The organism is Lactiplantibacillus argentoratensis, assembly GCF_037290055.1.
GTDB classification, from domain to species: domain Bacteria; phylum Bacillota; class Bacilli; order Lactobacillales; family Lactobacillaceae; genus Lactiplantibacillus; species Lactiplantibacillus plantarum.
Genome location: NZ_CP147647.1, coordinates 2102676 through 2118598 on the forward strand (window position 1 = coordinate 2102676; position 15923 = coordinate 2118598).

Below are 15923 nucleotides of genomic sequence, written 5' to 3' on the forward strand. Positions count from 1 at the left end.
GTAATGATTGTCATGACCAGTAGACAGATTAGTTGGCAGAACAGTTGAGCTGTGCTAAACTAGGATTGTTGAATTTGGGGATGTTCTGGATTCGACAGGTATAGTTTGAGTTCGGATTGCGCTTCGTAGGTTGCGTCTACGTAAAAACGCTCAGTTTAAATTATAACTGCAAAAAATAATAACAATTCTTACGCTTTAGCTGCCTAATAAGCGCTTAACGTAGATCCTCCCAGGATCGTCCATGTTCTGGATCTGGGTCCTAAATTTAGTGGACTTACGCTCAAAGCTTCCACCTGGAGTTGCGAGAAGAGACTAATCAGGTTAGTCATTGCTGGGTGCCCTGTCATACGGCGTTTGCAATGATGAAATTTAAATAGTATGAATATGAGCGTAGATATCCGAGGGGCAATATGCTTGGACGCGAGTTCGACTCTCGCCATCTCCATTACTGAGTTTCAAAGTGATGTAATAAGCTCCAGAACACTTGTTATATCAATATTCATTAAAGCTATCCTAACGGGATAGCTTTTTTTGTCCTATTTTGATTAGCGTGCTACTTCAGTAAAAAGCCCTTTTCCAAATTGGAAAGGGCTTTTTTTACCGATAATACAACCATGGTTAACCTGATCAACCGAAATCTATCCAATAATTATAAACGCCACAGCCAACGGTGTTAAAGTGGATTGCAACCAGTCTGTTAAAATAATAAGCGCTCACGGCACTAATCCAGCTGCGTTAGCATGCGGCCATTTAGACCGTACCGACCCGCTGGCGGTTAAACCCAACCTGTACTAAGATCCGATACAATAACGGCACAATGATGACACATGCCACCGCATTAATGGTCGCTGCTAATAAACTCGTGAAGGACCCGATCATGGCAACCTTGAGCGTTGTTCCCACCATTAAGGCCTCAATCACGCCTGTACACCACGAAGTGACGATTTTTGTGAGCCCTGCGACTAACGATACCCAGTAAAGCCGGCCGATACGATCTTCACGATAGCCGATTGACTTGAAACTCAGGTTGACCATCGCGGCCAGAATAATTGCTTCAATAATTGTTAACCACGAAGTTGCGGCATACCCATTCAGAATATCAAACAAGCCAAGCCCCACTGCACCAGCCGTAGCACCATAGCCAAAACCAAGCAGCATCACTGCGAGCACTGTCAAAATATTACCAAAATGAATAAATGGCCGCCCAACAATCGCGGGCAACGGAATTCGTAATACACTGATACCAATAAAAATAATGGCGGCAAATAACCCTGCCAAGACGAGCTTTTTTAATTGTTCAGACCTTCCCATTCAATTCCCTCCAATTTTGCACATCTATTTATCATTATATTCTAATATAAGTGTGAATCAATTGATAGTCCTAGTCTATTTTTTTCGTGACGGTAACTGAATAATAGTCGCTCGTGTGGGCGTCTCAACACTTACTTCATACGCAACTGCCAACAAATCATAAGCAGCTCGGGGCATTTTGTATTGATGACACACTAAATAATAACCTAGATCAACAGCGATTTGGTGCGCGATAGCAATACTGTCACCACTACTATTAAGCCGGCGACGAGCCCGCGCAACTAACCTGGTCAACACAACATCGCTTCGAATCTCAATTGCCATGCTGGCAAGTGCTAGTTGGGCACTTAATCGTTCATTCGGTTGGGTCGTACGTGCTTTTGCCTTTGCCATTTTTTTCAACTCCTCAGTGTAATCATAGGAGTTTCACTTTGGCTTCGCAACAAATGACACCCTCAAAGCCGCGTCATCACTGAGCTCGTTTAACTTTCACAAAAAATATTATTGAATCATTTCAATTCAAATTCAGCAACAGCGCCCACATCACTAGTCCATTCCATATAAGTAAATTTAACTTACGATTTAATTTATATCTGCCACCGATACTTAATCATCCGTCTCTTGATTCGGTAACCCGAATAGCAATACCCCAACACCGAGTAAGAGTACGGCCACGAACACCATAAAAATTGCCGGAATGCCAAATCCAATTGCCATCAGTGCACCAACTAAAAATGGGCCGATGGTTGCGCCAATGCGGCCAATTGACTGGGCAACGCCCATACCAATTCCCCGTACCGCGGGCGCAAATTGCCCCGGTGTGAAAGCAATCATAATTCCCCACGCCCCTAGCGTAAAGAACGACAACCATGCACCACTAATCAGAATCATCGTTGGATTATTGGCCGTCCCAAAAGCTGCGGCACTGACGACCGTCCCAATCAGATAAGTTGCCAATACCGCCTTACGCTTGACGACGCCGATCAACCACGCAGCTAGATAATAGCCGGGAAGTTGCGCCAAGCTCATCAACATCGTATAGCCAAACCCATGTACTAATGAAAATCCGCGCAACACCAAAACACTTGGAAGCCATAAAAACATACCGTAATAGGCAAACATAATCACAAACCATAGAATGCTGAGGCAAATCGTAGCTCGTCGATATTTAGCGGACCACACTTGCCGCAATGCCTGTCTAAAATCAACTTTTTGTGGCCGATTAGCCTCCTGTTCTGCAGGTAAGTGTCGGCGTAACAGCAACGCATACAACCCCATTAAGGCGGTGATTAAGACCGTCATCCGCCAACCAATGTGTGGCATCACTAAAAAGGCCAATAACGATGCTGCAATCCAACCAAACGCCCAAAAACTATCTACCAGGACTAGCATGCGTGAGCGCTGTGTTCCCGTATAATGATCAGCAATCATTGTCGCAGCAACCGGTAGTTCACCCCCCAGACCAATGCCAGTCAACAACCGAACGACTAAGAACCACTCGACGTTCGGGGTAATCGTCAATAACAAATTACCAAGCGAAAAGAGCAGTAGCGTCCCAATGAGGACCGGCTTACGCCCCAATTTATCTGCTAAATAGCCGCATACCAAGGCCCCAATCATCATGCCAAGCGTGGTGATCGCACTGACTGCTCCCAACTGTCCTGCAGTTAGCTGCCAACTTTCTTTAATAACCGGCATCACAAATGATAGCAGGGCCACGTCTAACGCATCAAAAAGCCAGGCCGTCCCGATGACCCATAATAGCTTAGCACTATTTCTTTTACTTTCGACCATTCCAATACTCCCCCAAATTTCCTAATTAGCCTTCCACTAATTTAGGTATTTTTTACCTTTATGGTGCTATAAAAGTAGCATACCGACTTGGACGTGTCAAATGAACTACTTTAGCCGGTATACCTTAGCGGGGCGTCCAGAAGAGCCAGGTCGGGCTGTCCCCACCTCTGTAAATAAATGAACGTGGGTTTTACGAAAGTTTGAATTGTCGATAGTTGCCACTGGCTGCCGCCACAAAATCGCATACAGCTGGCGCGCCTGTTTGAGTGTGAACTGCTCACCTAACACTAATAAGATCGTAGGAGCATAGTCCAGGCGATTGCGCACACGTTGTAGGGCGTTTCTTAAGATCAGGCCATGATCGGCGGTTAACAACTGCTTGGCGATCCGTTGATAAAACTCCCGCTCCGTCTGCGAATCGGGAACACCAGCAAATGCCAAACCATCAGCGACCAGATCATCGCGATCCACCCGCGGCGTAATGGCAAACCACTTGACATCGCGCGCACCATACCCCGGAACTAGTTCCGGCTTGACTGGCAAATAAACCATATACGTCAACGCCAGTGAGCGTTCACCCGGCACGCGATCGACCGCGGTAAACGTCCCTAACTGTTCTGTATGGAATTGGGCAAGCTGGACGCCCAACTTCTCACGAACTAATCGCAATGCGGCTTCATCCGCACTCTCATCCGTTCTCAAATAAGTCGTCGGTAATCCCCAGGTATTCTCAAAAGGAGCGTGATCACGCTGAATAAGCAGGACCAGCAGTTGCTTGGTCACTGCATCGAAACTCCAGATTACGTTCGTAATACTGATTAATGGCCGATAACTGACTTCATGCGCCATTCAAATCGTCCTCCTACAAAAACGGCCACTGGCAAATGCCGTGGCCGTTGTTTATTTTTTAATTCATTGCTTGTAGCGCTTGAACCGTCCACCCGTTAATGGCTGACTTTTCAATAATTGCTTTTTTTATTTCCCAGACATCCGCTTTGATATAGCGATGTCGGGCGGTCATTAAGGGAATATCAGTGTAGACCTCTTGACCGCGATTAATGGTAACGCGCATTGAATTACATCCTTTCCTAATGCTCAGGAAATCTGTAAATAATTCTAATACTCAATACTGGGGCAAGTACATGATACTAAAAATTAATTTATCCAAAATCTGAGGTAAATTTAATCCGGCAGCGTGAAGTCCACCGAACTAACAATTAACTTTATCATATTTTTGAAGTTATCGCTAACAGAATGCTCTTTCTTTGACTTAATTTAAATTTAGCCCTAATAATGAAGGCGTTTGCATTGTGTAAAAACAGATTCCGATTTACACTAAAGGTAATTTTATAAGGGAGGTTTTTACATGCGCAATTATAAATATGCCGTATATGGCGGTATCTCAGTTGTTTATTTAATTACCCTATATGCGTTGTACCACCTTATTCGAACGGCTTATATTCTATTCTTTCTCTAGCCCAGACCAACCCGCTGACTTCAGGATAACGATCATCAAACAAGCTCATCTGACCTGACTAAGGCCGGATGAGCTTGTTTGATTTTGATTCTAATTGCGTAACGTGACTGACTCACAATCCCAAACCAACTACTGATTAGCAGAGCCTCAGTCATATCATCGATGCCATAAAAAGCGGTCAACTGCCAGTGCTACCTTAGCATTTTCATGTAACTGGCTGTGCTGTGCATGGGCCCCATAAAAGTCTTTTTCGGTGTAATCGACATCCCGCCCACGCAATAAATACTTGATGGAACGGGCCGACACGTTGGTGACCAAGCTGTCCGAATGACTACCATCGTTCAAGGTTCCCACGATATTCAATAGTTGCACATTTTTAGGAAAATTGTTCCGCTTGGCTGCCAATAATTCATAGGCTGCATGCAAATATTTCGGTTGCCCAGAAGTCAGAAACGAGTTCTGATTAGCAACATCATCTTCCCCGACCACCCCATCAAACGGGCCAGCGATCGTTACTAACTTATTGATCTTCGGAAAAGTCGTCGTTTGTTGCGTCATCAGCATATTAACGCTAGCGACACAGCCCGCAGAATGTGCGACGATACTATAATGTTTAAACGCGTGCTGTTGTTGAACCGTGGTAATCACCTTAGCCAGCCAAGCACTCTGTTGGTCATACTGGGCCAGATTGTTCTTGAACACGACTTGAATTATCGGGTTACGCACCCGACCACGCCATTTACCCGTCAACGTCACTTGACCACTGGTACTGACCGTTGCCACCAAAACCTTGTGAGCATGAGCAGTCTTTTCAGCATGCGCAATCAGGGTATTCGTTGACTTCGCACTCCCCTGAAACCCGTGGACGTAAAATGTGGGGGTCTGTTGATTCACATACGGCGATATTTTTTTAGTACTTGCCGCCCGTTGCGTTGCTTGTTTCTTAGTGGTTTGAGAACCACAACCGGTTAAGCCAACGACTAATAAGACTGCCAACAGCCACCATTTAATTTGTTTCACTTTATCCGCCCCATTAATATTTTGAAATATTCTACTTTAATTAAATCTAGGTCAGTTGAACTCACATTACCAATTTCGTTTGACAGCGACCAACTCATCTTGTAAATAAGTGCTTGCTAACTGCAAGTATGTCACGTGTTTGCCAGGCGTGGGTGCATGTAATAGCCAGCCATCACCGGCATATAGGGCAACGTGGTGTACCGCACCGTTCCCATGATTATGAGCAAAGAAACACAGATCCCCAAGCTGGGCATTTGCTAAGTCGACCGCCACTCCTTGCTTGATCTGATCCTGAGCATCGCGCGGTAAGCAAATACCTAGACTGCGATGCAAGGTATAGACGAATCCAGAACAATCGAAACCATAAGCACTGATGCCACCCCATAGGTAGCGTAAATCCAAGAATTCTTCACCGAGTCGAACGAGTGTCGCTCCCGGTGTCAAGCGCGCGGTTCTAAATGCAAACTGCGTCGCACGTTTTGCAATTTTGCCCGTTCCGAGTGGGGTCTGGACCGTATAATAACGATGATCTTTGCTACTAATAACGGGTAGTTCCGTTCCAAGGCTAAGATTTAAGAACGTACGGCCATCTAAGCGTAGTAACGGCGTAAAACCACGCCGTATCGTAATCATCGGCCCAGTTTGAACCGGCAATGGGACGGTCGACAATTGCGCCGCCCATACCCATCCTGGATACCCCTGTGGATGCCGGGAGTCGGCCTGATTAACAACGTAACCATAGGCCCAGCCATTGACAAACTGTTCGACTAAAAAGACGTCGTTAAATAACGCCTGCGTCACGATGCGATTGTCGCGTTCCAAAGCCACAGTATCTTCATCTGATAACTGCGCCAACCATGGTTGTAAGCCGACATTTGCTAGTGCCGGAGTATCGATGGACGTATTGTTTGGCTGCCGCCACACGTTCGCAACGGCCGCAATGATCCGTGTTGATTGCATTCTAGTCACCTCATTTTTTCAGTTTACCATATCTCCGGAACCACGTCTGGCTTCCTGGTCAAACCTTGAAGTGATTTTAACTTTAATCGATCGCCCCACACCGCCGTGGCACCTCGGCACGTTAAGAAGCTATCCTTTCAGTAGAAACTTTACACTAAATATTAAAAATCACTGTGAAAGTATGCTATGATACTAATAATTACTTAGGAGGCGTTTTAACGATGGATAAAACCGATTTGAAGATTTTGAACGCCTTGCAGGCCGACGCGCGAATCTCCTTAAAAGCGCTCGCCGATCAATGCTTCATTTCTTCGCCCGCAATTTCCGCTCGCATCACTCGTCTGAAAAAGAGTGGCATCATTCGTGACTATCAAGCAAATCTTAACTTTGAAAAGCTCAATTACCACATAAAAGCCTATATTCAACTCCAACTTGAACCAACGCAAAAGGAGCGCTTTTACCCATTTGTTGCCGGCATTCCTAATATTCTCGAATGTGACTGTGTCACGGGTGAATACTCTCAAATTTTGAAAGTGATTTTCGAATCAACGCAGGCATTAGACGAGTTTGTCAACCAATTACAAACATTTGGAAAAACGAGTACTCAGATCGTCTTTTCAACAAGTGTCCCTAACCGTGGCCTCACGTTGCCCGATGATCATGACATGTCTAAAATTAATCATTAATCCGCATGCACAGGGAAACTGTAGCTTAATAGGCGCACCGAGAAACCATGTTAGTTTCTCGGTGCGCCTATTTAATGAATTCCAATTGCAATGTCAGAGATCGGTAGCCCGCTTCAAATCAAACCCAACTATCAGTTATGGGCACCTCAGGACCAATTCAATAACCTAAAAATCGCTTGTGGTGTCGTCACTTGATAATGACGCTTGAGAACTTCTAAGCCAATATTACAGCCTACCAATAGACTCCCACCTAAAGCCACGCCCACCCATAATTGTGGTCCCAACCAATGAATGGCAACTAAACTACACAAAAATAACACCGCACCAACAATCATTCCTAGCGTGTAACTCACAAACCATCGTCTCATTGGGCACCTCCACGACACAAACTAATTACGCGAATCGGTTCATCACATAAATTGCACCAAGTCCAATTCCCCATAAAACTAACAGCGGTAGTAAAACGAGCATGCCGAACTGGTACCAACCTAATACCATCATAAATAAAATCTCAACACTATGACCGAACACTAATAATTGAAAGTATTCACGAAAATACCACTGCACGCCGATACCAATCAAGAAACTAATCAAGATCACACCATAGAACGTTCCATGCAGCATTTTACAAACTCCTTTTTATTGCGTTTGCTATCTAACCTTACATGGCAAGTATGCCGTATTGAGGCCTAAATCATCATCATATTTATGTAAAGACTAGGTTATTTTTCAGTAAAGACTGTTTGATGATTTTTAAATTATTGCAAGCTGCTGTTAACAGTTACCTGCGTAACGTGTTATGATTAAAGGACAAATTAATTAAACGCAACAATTATGGGGGCGCACTGTGTTACATCTACTTACGCTATCGAGCTTAGGCCGAGATCTTTTTAATATCAAAATGCTAATTGTCGTTCTCATTACAATTGGCCTGATCACCCTAATGACCATTCTGACCTACCTCCTAGAGCAACAGGTCCATCGTCGTCAAAATCGATATTGGACTATTGTGGCCCATGGTGCCGAGGCTTTAAGTGTCCTCATTAGTATGATCCTATTACGACAAATATTCATTACGCTGAATTCAGGTAGCATTATCAGTTGGACCTACGCAACGGTTCAATTAACGATTCTTCTGTTCAGCCTTAACACCATGCGCAACCTGGCCGTTGAAATTATTAACCTGTTAATGCCATTGTTCATTTATGGTCAGGCCATCTGGTTGGGCCACAGCACGCAGTACCTGCCAGTTTTTCTGGCCATGGCCATTATCTTGATTAGTACAGTCGTCTATATTACTCATAACTATCAAGAATTACACGCTATTCAATGGAAGTATCTCCTGTTCCAAATACTATATAGTGGCACTTGGTGGGGCGTTATTTGGTCAGTTCATCCGTTCAAATTGAGCCATACACTCGTCATCATTCTAGCCTTTGTCCTTTACATGTGGTTGATTCGTTTAGCAGTCAATCGCGTCCAAAAGTTTTTCAATGAAGTGCTCACCTTTGATCAACAAGTCAATTACGATGAATTAACCGGTATTCGTAACCGCGCCAGCTTTGACACGCATGCGCGTGAAGTGTTTGCCGCGTATCAGCACCATCAAATGGGGCCCGTCACTATGGTCATGTTCGATATTGACCACTTTAAAGCCTTTAACGATCAGTACGGCCATCTGGCTGGCGACGCCGTACTCCGACACGTGGCGCATTTTGTTGAACTTGAACTTAATCAGCGCAGCACTCACGGTCAGATCTTCCGCTATGGCGGTGAAGAATTCGTCATCATTTTTCGTGGCATCTCAGCGCTTGAAACTGGTCAAATAATGCGTACGATTCAGCGTAAACTGAAAACAGTGCCAATCAAATTTAACGCTCAAACGTTGAACGTGACCGTTTCAATTGGTATTTCAGAATTGCAACCAACCGACCAGACTTTCACTGATTGGTTCGTCCGCGTTGACGACTACCTCTATCAGTCCAAGCAGGCCGGTCGCGACCAGACCACGGTTGAAAGTCAATTACTAACGGATTAATAATTGTTCCCAAAAGGCCGTTAATTTGTAAATTCGTTCCCGATTTACAAATTAACGGCCTTTTGGGGTTTAGCGATTACCGATGGGGACAATGGCGCGCTGACGGTCCAATAATTACTGAATCGCCAGCAGTCCATTTTCAAATTAACTAGTCAGCTAAAAATAATTTTCTCCTAATCAGGACATCCAAAAACAGTCCATGCTTGAATGTCTGTCCACAGACAAGCCCAAGCATGGACTGCTATTAAAAAGGATAAGAATTAGCCTTGTCGTTCTTTCAAACTGAGTTTCTCGACGTTCAATTCCTTGTCGACCCAGCCATTCACAAAACTGCTCTCATGACTAACCAAGATTAGATTACCTTGGAAAGCCTGCAATGCACGCTTGAGGCCTTCTTTAGTTTCATCGTCCAAATGGTTCGTTGGTTCGTCCATAATTAAGAAGTTACTTGGAACCAATTCAAGCAAGGCTAATTTAACCTTAGTCTGTTCGCCCCCACTGAGTAAGTGCATGGGCTTCATCGCATTCGCCGCATTAATCCCACACTTAGCCAACTTAGTCCGAATTGTCTTCGGTAACATCGTAGGGTATTCATTTTGAATCGTCTGTAACGGTGTCAACTGTGGGTTATCCCATTCCAAATCTTGATTGAAATAATTGATTTTAGCAGATGGCGAAAAATCTGACTTACCACTTAACGCTGGAATTACACCTAAAATTGACTTGATCAAAGTTGATTTACCAACCCCATTAAAGCCCTTAAACGCTAATTTTTCACCGTTGGTCATCGTAAAAGTCACGGGTTCCAACAACGGCTTTCCGTACCCAACAGACAGCTTCGTCACACTCAATGCATTTTGAGAACCCGTATCAAGGTATGGAAAGGCAAACTTGGCGTGTTCATTTTCACTCGGTGGATCAACCCGATCCAAATGCGATAGCATCTTTTCCCGTGACTTCGCCATCGTTGACTTTGAACCGGCCTTGTTCTTGCGAATGAACTTTTCGGCTTTTTCAATCACAACTTGTTGCTTTTCAAACGCCTTCAGTTGGGCTTCCTTACGTGCTTCTTTTTGCCGCATAGCCGCTTTAAAATCGCCCCGGTACTTAATAATTTTACCGAATGCCACGTCACAAATACAGTTTGTGACCTGTTGCAAGAAATCATAGTCATGAGAGATCACCATAACGGCCCCTTCAAAGCCGTTCAAATAATCTTCCAACCAACTGATATGCGCCGTATCGAGGTAGTTCGTCGGTTCATCAAGAATAATCACATCCGGGTTTTCCAGCAATAGTTTAGCCAAGATGATCTTCGACCGTTGACCACCAGACATCTCACTGATGACGTGATCCCGACCGATTTCATCTAATCCTAGTCCGGTAATTACCCGTTCCATTTCTGTCTCAATATCATAAAAATTATTGGCTTCCAAGGTCTCCTGAATCCGACCTGCACGTTCCAATAACTGGTCATCCATCTTTTCAGCATAATCCGCATAAAGTTGTTGCATCTGCGCATCTAAATCATACAAGCGTTGAAAAGCTGTTTTCAAAAAGGCGTATAGCGTCATGCCGGCTGGAATATCGGCATATTGATCCAGATAGCCAGTTCGAACGTTGCGCTGCCACTTGATCTGACCAGATAATGGTAAGATCTGACCAGTTAAAATCTTAATTAGGGTACTCTTACCCGCCCCATTTTGACCAACGATGCCCATGTGATCCGCGCGTTCCAGCGTAAAATTGGCATCTTCATATAATTTACGGTCCGCAAAGCTTTGCGATAAATCCGTTACTTCTAGTAAAGCCATGTTGTTTTCAACCTACACTTTCATTTTGCCCCGTATTAAAACGGGCCCCGTCATGTCACGAGGCCCGTTGCGATAGCCCTGATACTAAGCTAGCACCAAGTCTTTATCTAGTTCATATTGCATATGGAAGTACATCCGATCACCGATAGGCTTAATCCCTACCGATTCGTAATGATAACGGTCATAGAGCTTCTTCGCTCCTAAATTAGCCATGTCAACGTTCAAACCAATCCGCTTTTGACCAGCTTGTCGTGCATATCTTGGCAGGGCGGCGAGTAACTTCCCGCCAATCCCATGACCCTGATAATTCGGGTCGACCGCAATCGAATCCAGGTACCATTCGTGCTCATAACTTTCTGCTTCAGCTTCAAATGCTGAACCAAACGCATCATTATTCGCAGTAACTCGTGCTAACACGTCGTCCACCGCGTCCTCATTTTTGTCAGGATAACCAAACGCTACCCCGACCACTTGACCATCGGCCTCGGCCACTACCGTCGTTGCCTTACCAGACAAATAATCAGGTGTCCGGTAAGCAGCAGTAATGGCCTGCTCTAAGTCAGGTTCAGGAATGTCGTCTAGTTCCTCAAGTTGCATTTCATCAAAAATCATATTAATTAGCGGTGCTATCTGGCCCGCGTCGTCTTGATCGGCTGGTCGAATTGTTATCACGAATAGCCCTCCTTCTTATAGTAACACCTACATTACTATGAAAAGCAGGCATTGTCAAAAGTCGCGTTCGGTGTGAACGGTTACAGTTGTTATTTTTTGAGTCACTTCCCAAATACTGCCACATCCGCCCATTATCAATCGTGGTATACTGAATTACATCGCCTTATACTCATTATTATTGGCATGAATCATGATTAAAATATGCCAGTTGTGTAAGTTCAAAAACGGCTAGCTTAGGACCGCTGGAAACGGTTCGGATTAGTGTAAACCTGCTTGGTTGGTTCGTCCTACACCGACCTCCAGGCATTTCTGCCAATTGCCGGAACGTGGTGGGCACAGATTTGAGCCGAAAAAGCACGTCTCAAATACTGGCCTTTCACTAACCAAGCAAAGAACGCTTGCTAAGTGAAATTTCACCACTGGGCATTGTCAGAAACGCCTTCCAGTCGGGATAGTATTCGAATGGCAGACATGTGCGTGCCCAACATTTGGTGGACTTGTCATTGTTCTTCATAAACAGTAATTTTGTCGATCAACTGTCAGGCAGAAAGTGACGTTGAGATAGCTCCCTATTTCAACGTCACCGTAGTAATAATCGAACGTTTCAACAAAGTGGTTAACGTAACCCTAACGTTTCTTTTAAGGTTCCATCATCAAAATAGTCAGCGACCAATTGCACCAAGCTAAGTGGCCGTTCATCAGCCATTCGAGCGGCTTACCGACTGGAGGGGCTGGGTGACAATGCTCAGTAGCCAAATTATTCTTAGGCGGAAGTGATTTTCTTCCGGCTTAGAATAAGACTCGTATTTGAGATGACGCGGGCTATGCGTTAGCTCAAATCGACGTCGGCTTACGTTCCAGCAATTGTCACCCAGCCCCGGAGGTCGGAATAGGACGCGCACCGGCTGACGAACAGGAATCCAACTAAATCAGGCCCGTTTTAATCATGATTCATGCCAGGCCTAATGAGTACAACATGTTTAATAATGAATTTATTTTTGAAGGGATTTGAGCTTGTGAATATTCGCGATATCGATCATTTGACCCTAACCGTTACTGACATTGCACGGTCATTACGGTTTTACCATGAAGTATTTGACCTTCCCATTGTGACCTTCGATGGTGACCGTCAAGCTGTCTTAGTGGGTAAACAAAAAATTAACTTTCAGACCACTGACCAGCCACACCAACCCATTGCGGCTAAGCCGACACCCGGTAGTGCAGATCTTTGCTTGATTGCGAAGGATAATATTGATGATATCCAGCATCACTTAAAGAGTTATTTCGTGGATGTGATTGCCGGGCCGGTTGAAAGAACTGGTGCCCATGGCAAGTTAACGTCACTGTATGTTCGCGACCCTGATAACAACTTAATTGAAATTAGTAACTATCATTAAAGCGTGTCACGAAGACGCCCAGAGTAACTGTTCGTAAATTGGTGAACAGCTCCTCTGGGCGTCTTTGGATCGTTATCCGGATATTAATCGTTGATCAATCTGCGCTGCTAGCTGTGTGATTCCAGCAGCGGTCAGTCCCGTTGCTTCTGGATAAATTAGGACTTGCGCACTAGCCTGTAAGTCCAACACGGCTGCCACTGGTCGACTGACGACCAGCAATTGACGGCCGGTCACCGGTAAGTCGTCCGCGGTTGCAACCCTGACCTTAAGCATCGATTGAGTTAGCGCCTGCATTAGTCGCTTGACTAGTCGTGCATCAAGTGCCGCGTCAATCACCATGCTTCCTGAAACTGAATTCTGTAAAATCCCCGTTGGCGTTGAGTTCAATACTAATACTTCGTCAATCATGTTACCGCCCCCCTATAATGCCAATAGTATATCGTGGGAGTCAGTGGGAAGCAATCAAACGCACTGTCCCCGCATCAAGTTGTTCATTTGCTGTCACCAGTTGACACGATAACTAATGCCAAAAAAAGTGCCACCTAAATCTTTTCGATTTAGGTGGCACTTTTTCAATAAACCCAACGGCGGTAGCACGTAACTTATTCAGCAGCGCCAATCAAATCACCGCTAGTAACACGACCAGTTGGATTAAGGGTTAGTTTATTAACATGATCCATATTGGTGATAACGACCATCATGGTTGTCGCTTTACCGGCTGACTTGATGGCAGCCAAGTCAACCGTCGCTACCGCAGTACCGGCCGCAATTTCGTCACCCGTAGCCACGTGCAACGTGAACGGTGTGCCATTCATTTCTACAGTATTGATTCCCATGTGTAGCAAGACTTCGAGACCACTCGTCGTCTTCAAACCGATAGCGTGTTTAGTCGGAAAGACACTGGTCACTGTCCCACTGACCGGCGCAACGACTTCGCTATCTTCGGGTTCAACAGCATAACCATCACCTAAGAGTTTACCAGCAAACGTCTCATCCGCAACCGCACTAATCGGCATTAATTGTCCCGTTGCCGGTGCCCGCAAAATCGTTGTCACCGGCGCTTCCGTTACAGTAGCAGTTTGCGGTTCAACCGGGGCCTTTGATTCAGCATCAGATGCCGGGGTCGTCGCCACCTGACCAGAAAATAATTTTTGTAGAGCCTCCGCGACGAACTGGACTTCCGTACCAATCACAATGTGAATGTTATGAACATCCAGTACGTTCAAGCCAGGCACGCCAGCAGCCATTACGGCCGGCTGATCGACTTTTTGGGTATCCTTAAGTTGTAACCGCAGCCGCGTCGTACAATTGTTGATCACACTAATATTGTCATGACCACCAATAGCCGCATAAATTTGCTTTGCTTGGCGCATATACTTATCATCCGTTGCTGCAACGGCCACTGCTGGACTGGCAGGTGCATCCACCCCATCGACGTCCGCAGACACAACTTCACGACCAGGCGTCTTCAAATTAAACCGTTTGATTGCAAAGTCAAATCCAAAGTAATAAATGACGGCCATCACCAGCCCTTGAACCAGTAACATATAGGGTTGGTTGGCTAACGGCATCCGAAAACTCAATAAATAATCGACTAACCCACCACTAAACGAAAAGCTGGCGGTCCAGTGCATTAACGCGGCGAATCCTAATGATAGTCCCATAAAAACGGCATGTAATAAGTAGAGCGGCCATGCCACGAACATGAATGAAAATTCCAGCGGTTCGGTCACCCCCGTAAAGAACGACGCAAACGCACCAGCTAACATCAATGAACCCACTTCTTTTTTTCGTTCTGGTCGTGCATTACGATAAATTGCATACGCACCAGCTGGCAAGCCAAACATCATAATTGGGAAGAATCCAGCTTCATACATCCCTGTGATTCCTTTAACACCATGGCTGGCCCAGAAATTGCCAATATCATTGATCCCAGCGACGTTATACCAGAATACAGAATTTAAGGCGTGGTGCAAACCAGTCGGAATCAATAAACGATTGAAAAAGCCATAGAGACCAGCCCCCACGAAACCTAATTTTGAAATTCCCGTTGCGAAGAGCACGATGGCGTCGTAGACAAACGGCCAAACAAGGTACAGTACCGCCGTCACAATCAGCATCACGAAAGCGGCCATAATCGGCACTAGGCGTTTACCACTAAAGAATGAGAGCGCCATTGGTAATTTTACCTCGTGGAACCGATTATAGAGCGCAGCCGCAATCAGTCCAGCACTGATCCCAATCAGCACATTGTTATCTAACGCGCTGAATGCTGGATTGATCTGACTCGCCTTAACATTCAGCATCGTCGCTAATGTCGCCGGTTTTAGCACCGTTACCGGAACTTCAAACGCAATCAAACCGGCAATCGCTGCCGCGCCGTCCTTATTGACTGACATCCCGATAGCTAAACCGACCGCGAACAATAAGGCTAAGTTATTCAGGACAACGTCGCCACCCTGAATCAAGTAATTTGCAAACAGCCACCCTTTTGGCAGGTAATTCCCAATCCCCACTAAAATCGCTGCTGCGGGCAACGTTGCAATCGGTAGCATCAATGACTGACCGATTTTCTGAAAATATGTCTTCATACCAATTTCTCCTCGTTCTCTTTTTAAGCACGTTATAAATCCTATCACAACATGTTTTCATTGCAAGTTTACAAGGTCATCTAAGTGTATAGACCAATGTTAAAGAAACCGATTTCAGCCTTACTAAATTAAGTTTTTCCGCCCACAAAAAAAGTTCTGAAAA

16 protein-coding genes and 1 other RNA gene are annotated in these 15923 nt (G+C 45.1%); 4 read left to right on the forward strand and 13 right to left on the reverse strand.

The window, feature by feature from the left end; genetic code table 11:
* The first annotated feature begins 76 nt into the window (after window positions 1-76).
* Window positions 77-448, forward strand: a transfer-messenger RNA (tmRNA) gene (ssrA, locus tag V7R88_RS10220).
* Window positions 449-750: 302 nt separating this feature from the next.
* Here the strand turns inward: ssrA and V7R88_RS10225 are convergent.
* From V7R88_RS10225 to V7R88_RS10255, 7 genes are all read right to left on the reverse strand, one after another.
* Window positions 751-1311 carry an ECF transporter S component gene (locus tag V7R88_RS10225; protein ID WP_003642750.1) on the reverse strand — a complete coding sequence of 187 codons (561 nt, stop codon included), beginning with the start codon at window positions 1309-1311 and terminating at the stop codon, window positions 751-753.
* 75 nt (window positions 1312-1386) lie between these two features.
* On the reverse strand, window positions 1387-1704 hold the full coding sequence (locus V7R88_RS10230; RefSeq protein ID WP_054397699.1) for a hypothetical protein: 318 nt from the start codon (window positions 1702-1704) through the stop codon (window positions 1387-1389).
* Window positions 1705-1917: 213 nt separating this feature from the next.
* The gene (locus tag V7R88_RS10235) at window positions 1918-3105 is read right to left on the reverse strand and encodes an MFS transporter (protein ID WP_003642748.1); all 1188 of its coding nucleotides are present in this window, start codon (window positions 3103-3105) and stop codon (window positions 1918-1920) included.
* Between the two features lie 105 nt (window positions 3106-3210).
* Window positions 3211-3954: an NUDIX hydrolase gene (locus V7R88_RS10240; RefSeq protein ID WP_003642747.1), complete on the reverse strand. Its 744-nt coding sequence runs from the start codon at window positions 3952-3954 to the stop codon at window positions 3211-3213.
* Between the two features lie 58 nt (window positions 3955-4012).
* Window positions 4013-4177 carry a hypothetical protein gene (locus V7R88_RS10245; RefSeq protein ID WP_003642746.1) on the reverse strand — a complete coding sequence of 55 codons (165 nt, stop codon included), beginning with the start codon at window positions 4175-4177 and terminating at the stop codon, window positions 4013-4015.
* A gap of 561 nt (window positions 4178-4738) precedes the next feature.
* Window positions 4739-5602, reverse strand: a complete 864-nt coding sequence (locus V7R88_RS10250; protein ID WP_057716950.1) for an alpha/beta hydrolase — start codon at window positions 5600-5602, stop codon at window positions 4739-4741.
* A gap of 66 nt (window positions 5603-5668) precedes the next feature.
* On the reverse strand, window positions 5669-6562 hold the full coding sequence (locus tag V7R88_RS10255; RefSeq protein WP_021356572.1) for a C40 family peptidase: 894 nt from the start codon (window positions 6560-6562) through the stop codon (window positions 5669-5671).
* 221 nt (window positions 6563-6783) lie between these two features.
* Here V7R88_RS10255 and V7R88_RS10260 point away from each other — a divergent pair, with 221 nt between their 5' ends.
* Window positions 6784-7248, forward strand: a complete 465-nt coding sequence (locus V7R88_RS10260; RefSeq protein ID WP_015380658.1) for an Lrp/AsnC family transcriptional regulator — start codon at window positions 6784-6786, stop codon at window positions 7246-7248.
* Between the two features lie 146 nt (window positions 7249-7394).
* On the opposite strand, the gene V7R88_RS10265 is transcribed toward V7R88_RS10260, so the two are convergent.
* Together V7R88_RS10265 and V7R88_RS10270 are read right to left on the reverse strand one after the other, a co-directional pair.
* Window positions 7395-7616 carry a hypothetical protein gene (locus V7R88_RS10265; protein ID WP_003642742.1) on the reverse strand — a complete coding sequence of 74 codons (222 nt, stop codon included), beginning with the start codon at window positions 7614-7616 and terminating at the stop codon, window positions 7395-7397.
* 25 nt (window positions 7617-7641) lie between these two features.
* A complete protein-coding gene (locus V7R88_RS10270; RefSeq protein WP_003642741.1) occupies window positions 7642-7872 on the reverse strand; it encodes a hypothetical protein in 231 nt (76 codons plus the stop codon).
* 223 nt (window positions 7873-8095) lie between these two features.
* On the opposite strand from V7R88_RS10270, the gene V7R88_RS10275 reads away from it, so the two are divergent.
* Complete coding sequence (locus V7R88_RS10275; RefSeq protein ID WP_027822673.1) at window positions 8096-9286, forward strand: GGDEF domain-containing protein; 1191 nt, start codon at window positions 8096-8098, stop codon at window positions 9284-9286.
* Between the two features lie 260 nt (window positions 9287-9546).
* Here V7R88_RS10275 and V7R88_RS10280 read toward each other — a convergent pair whose 3' ends face one another.
* Window positions 9547-11100 (reverse strand): ABC-F family ATP-binding cassette domain-containing protein, encoded by a 1554-nt coding sequence (locus tag V7R88_RS10280; RefSeq protein ID WP_054397691.1) that lies wholly within the window; start codon window positions 11098-11100, stop codon window positions 9547-9549.
* 84 nt (window positions 11101-11184) lie between these two features.
* Window positions 11185-11772 carry a GNAT family N-acetyltransferase gene (locus tag V7R88_RS10285; RefSeq protein WP_003642738.1) on the reverse strand — a complete coding sequence of 196 codons (588 nt, stop codon included), beginning with the start codon at window positions 11770-11772 and terminating at the stop codon, window positions 11185-11187.
* A gap of 1016 nt (window positions 11773-12788) precedes the next feature.
* On the opposite strand from V7R88_RS10285, the gene V7R88_RS10290 reads away from it, so the two are divergent.
* A complete protein-coding gene (locus tag V7R88_RS10290) occupies window positions 12789-13169 on the forward strand; it encodes a VOC family protein (RefSeq protein ID WP_027822957.1) in 381 nt (126 codons plus the stop codon).
* A 72-nt stretch (window positions 13170-13241) separates the two neighbouring features.
* On the opposite strand, the gene V7R88_RS10295 is transcribed toward V7R88_RS10290, so the two are convergent.
* Together V7R88_RS10295 and nagE are read right to left on the reverse strand one after the other, a co-directional pair.
* Window positions 13242-13577, reverse strand: coding sequence for a hypothetical protein (locus tag V7R88_RS10295; RefSeq protein ID WP_057717755.1), 336 nt, complete (start codon window positions 13575-13577; stop codon window positions 13242-13244).
* Window positions 13578-13771: 194 nt separating this feature from the next.
* Complete coding sequence (gene nagE / locus V7R88_RS10300; RefSeq protein ID WP_057717756.1) at window positions 13772-15760, reverse strand: N-acetylglucosamine-specific PTS transporter subunit IIBC; 1989 nt, start codon at window positions 15758-15760, stop codon at window positions 13772-13774.
* Between the last annotated feature and the right edge of the window lie 163 nt (window positions 15761-15923).

What these genes read in the sequence shown, in the direction of transcription:
- V7R88_RS10225 (WP_003642750.1), bottom strand. Translation starts at nt 1,311, where the DNA reads ATGGGAAGGTCTGAACAATTAAAAAAGCTCGTCTTGGCAGGGTTATTT.
- V7R88_RS10230 (WP_054397699.1), bottom strand. Translation starts at nt 1,704, where the DNA reads ATGGCAAAGGCAAAAGCACGTACGACCCAACCGAATGAACGATTAAGT.
- V7R88_RS10235 (WP_003642748.1), bottom strand. Translation starts at nt 3,105, where the DNA reads ATGGTCGAAAGTAAAAGAAATAGTGCTAAGCTATTATGGGTCATCGGG.
- V7R88_RS10240 (WP_003642747.1), bottom strand. Translation starts at nt 3,954, where the DNA reads ATGGCGCATGAAGTCAGTTATCGGCCATTAATCAGTATTACGAACGTA.
- V7R88_RS10245 (WP_003642746.1), bottom strand. Translation starts at nt 4,177, where the DNA reads ATGCGCGTTACCATTAATCGCGGTCAAGAGGTCTACACTGATATTCCC.
- V7R88_RS10255 (WP_021356572.1), bottom strand. Translation starts at nt 6,562, where the DNA reads ATGCAATCAACACGGATCATTGCGGCCGTTGCGAACGTGTGGCGGCAG.
- V7R88_RS10260 (WP_015380658.1), top strand. Translation starts at nt 6,784, where the DNA reads ATGGATAAAACCGATTTGAAGATTTTGAACGCCTTGCAGGCCGACGCG.
- V7R88_RS10265 (WP_003642742.1), bottom strand. Translation starts at nt 7,616, where the DNA reads ATGAGACGATGGTTTGTGAGTTACACGCTAGGAATGATTGTTGGTGCG.
- V7R88_RS10270 (WP_003642741.1), bottom strand. Translation starts at nt 7,872, where the DNA reads ATGCTGCATGGAACGTTCTATGGTGTGATCTTGATTAGTTTCTTGATT.
- V7R88_RS10280 (WP_054397691.1), bottom strand. Translation starts at nt 11,100, where the DNA reads ATGGCTTTACTAGAAGTAACGGATTTATCGCAAAGCTTTGCGGACCGT.
- V7R88_RS10295 (WP_057717755.1), bottom strand. Translation starts at nt 13,577, where the DNA reads ATGATTGACGAAGTATTAGTATTGAACTCAACGCCAACGGGGATTTTA.
- nagE (WP_057717756.1), bottom strand. Translation starts at nt 15,760, where the DNA reads ATGAAGACATATTTTCAGAAAATCGGTCAGTCATTGATGCTACCGATT.